Origin of the sequence: Pseudofrankia saprophytica (assembly GCF_000235425.2) — a bacterium.
Taxonomy (GTDB): Bacteria; Actinomycetota; Actinomycetes; order Frankiales; family Frankiaceae; genus Pseudofrankia; species Pseudofrankia saprophytica.
Map to the genome: position 1 here is coordinate 1 of NZ_KI912267.1, position 2,557 is coordinate 2,557.

The window sequence follows — 2,557 nt, forward strand, 5'->3', positions numbered from 1 at the left end:
CCAGCGGCGGGCGCTCACCCGCCGCGGCCAGCAGCACGACACCCACCGGGCGGCCGCGGCGCAGGATCGGCGCCGCCGCCACGGTGTGCGCGCCAGCCCTGCGCGCCCAACGCACCTCGTCCGCCGACGCGGCCGACAACGCCCGCGTGGGCTGCTCCGCGCCCGCGGCGGCCCCCGCCGTGGTTCCGCCCAGACCGGCGGAGTCCGAGAATCCGGCCGGATCGGCGACGGGATCGCCGCCAGACCGGCGAAGCCCGGGGTCCCCGCCAGATTGGCGAACGGGGTCCCTGCCGGACTGGCGAAGCCGATCTGGGAGGTCGTGATCAGGGAGGTCTGCGGGGAGGCCTGTTGGGCGGTCCGCTGGCGGATCTGGCGAGAGGTCAGTGATTCGGGAGGTCTGCCGGGAGATCCGTTGGAGCGTCTGCCGGGAGGTCTGAGGGCCGCTCGCGTCACGCGCGGTGCTCAGCCAGGGCTTGCCCGTGCTGAAAGCCTGGGCCACGGTGCTGGCCGCCGGCCAGCGGACCGGCCGCGGCCTCGGCGGGTCTTCGATGCCCGGCACCGCGGCGGCCGCCACGCGCAGCAACGCCGGCACGGCCGGGGTTCCCGGCGGACTGGCACCCGGGTCCCGCGATGAGCTTGGGTCGTTCTCACCGCCGTCACCGGCCACTGCGGCGGGCGCGCGGCCGGGCTCACCTGCCCCGGCTGGCTGGCCGTCGCCGGCGGACGCGGGGTCCGCGAGCAGGTACACGGCGCACAGGTCGGCGATCTCACCGACGGCCGCCTCGGCGAGGGCGCGCAGGGCGCGGTCCGGGGTGGCCGCCGCCGCGAGCGCCGCCGCGGCGGCCGGGTCGGGGGCGGCGGTGGCGTTCATGGCCGCGGTGACGGCGGCGAGCACCTCCAGCCGGCGGCCGGCCCGGTCGGCGTCGGCGCGCGCGGCGGCGGTGTGATCCTGGGCGACACGGCCGGCGGCGGCCTGCGCGAGCGCCCCCTCGAACAGCGCGGCCCGGTCGAAGGCGAGCGCGCACTGATCGGCGAGCAGCTCCAGGTAGCCCCGCTCGTCCAGGCTGAAATCCCTGGCCGAGCGGAAACCGAACATCAGCACGCCGGTGGGGGCGTCGCCGGTGGCCAGCGGCAGCAGCGCCCAGGCCCGGTCGTCGGAGGCGCCCACGGCCGCGACGAGGTCCGGCACCGGCCAGCGCGTGGTCAGTTCCTCGCGGCTGGCCAGGAAGAGCGAGCGGCGGCCGCGCACCACCTCGGCGGCCGGGTGGACGGCGCCGAGGCTGATCCTCGACCAGCGCGCCGTGTACTCGGCCGAGTAGCCCTGCAGGGCACGGAAGGTCAGCTGCTCACGCGCGTCGTCGATGAGCGCGACGCCGCGGCCGGAGGCGCCGAGGGCCCGGCCGGCGTCCATGATGACCGCGACCACGTCGTCGCTGGTCACGGCCCTGGCAAGCGCCGCGGTGACCCGCTGGATCTGCTCGACCCGGTCGGTGGCGGCCCGCACCCGTCCGGCCGAGGACTCGCTGGTGGCCTGGGCCGCCCGCAGCTCGGTGATGTCCGTCAGGGCGCCGACCCACTCGCCGCCGCCCGAGACCACCAGCGCCCGCGCGGTCATGACGCGCTCTGCGCCGTCGGCGCCCAGCACGCGGAACTCCGCCTCGAAGCTCTCGCCGCGTTCCACCGCGCTGTGCCAGGCGCGCCGTACGGTCTCCCGGTCACCCGGGTGCACGGCGTCCAGCCAGCCGGGCCCGTCGGACTGGGCGCGCCGCTGGCCGGTCGCCGCCCGCCAACGCGGCATGTCGCCGTCGAAGGCGCCGTCCGGCCCGGCCCGCAGCACATCGGACGCGACGGCTTCGGCCAGCAGCCGCAGGCGCTCACGCTCGCGCGCCGCCTCCTGCTCTGCGTCCCGGCGGCCGCTCACGTCGATCGCGACGAACACGGCGCCCAGCGGGGCGCCCGCAGGCCCTGGCACCGGGTACCAGCTGGCCTGCCAGGTCTGCGTCGGCCCGGCACCACCGGTCGCGACACTCATCTCCAGGTCACCGACCGGCTCACCGGTGCGCAGCGCGCGGCCGAGCAGGGTGGCCAGCTCGTGGCCGATCTCGCCGAGCAGCTCGGGCGCGGTGCGCCCGATGTGGTCGGCCACCGGCCTGCCGTTGAGCCGGGCGAGCACCTCGTTGACACGGACGTAGCGGCCGGCGGAGTCGTGGAACGCGAGCGCGATCGGCGCCTGGCTGAACAGCGTCTCCGCGACCGCGGCCGAGGTCGGCAGCGCGCCGCCGACCGCGGGGCCGGCCGCCGCGCCCGTCTGCGGGCCGCCCTGGCCGGCGTCGCCCGACGACGGGGTGGGCTGGCTCGGCTGACCCAGTTGGCCGGCTCCGCCTCCCGGCACGCCGGGAGGCGGCACGGCTGCCGGGGGCTGCGGAGGCGGCGGGGGGACCGGCGCGGGCGGGGACGGCGCGGGCCCGGGCGGCGGCGGTGGGACCTGGCCGGCGAACTGCGGGAACTCGCCGGGCGGAAAGCTGGGTGGCGGTGGGGGCGTCGTGGCGAGCCCCGG

1 protein-coding gene is annotated in these 2,557 nt (G+C 78.1%); it reads right to left on the reverse strand.

Translation table 11 applies throughout. The features are described 5' to 3' along the window. Nucleotides 1-2,392, reverse strand: a 2,392-nt coding sequence (locus FRCN3DRAFT_RS47665) for a PAS domain-containing protein (protein ID WP_157845315.1), incomplete at its 3' end; no start/stop codon positions are given. Nucleotides 2,393-2,557 lie beyond the last annotated feature (165 nt).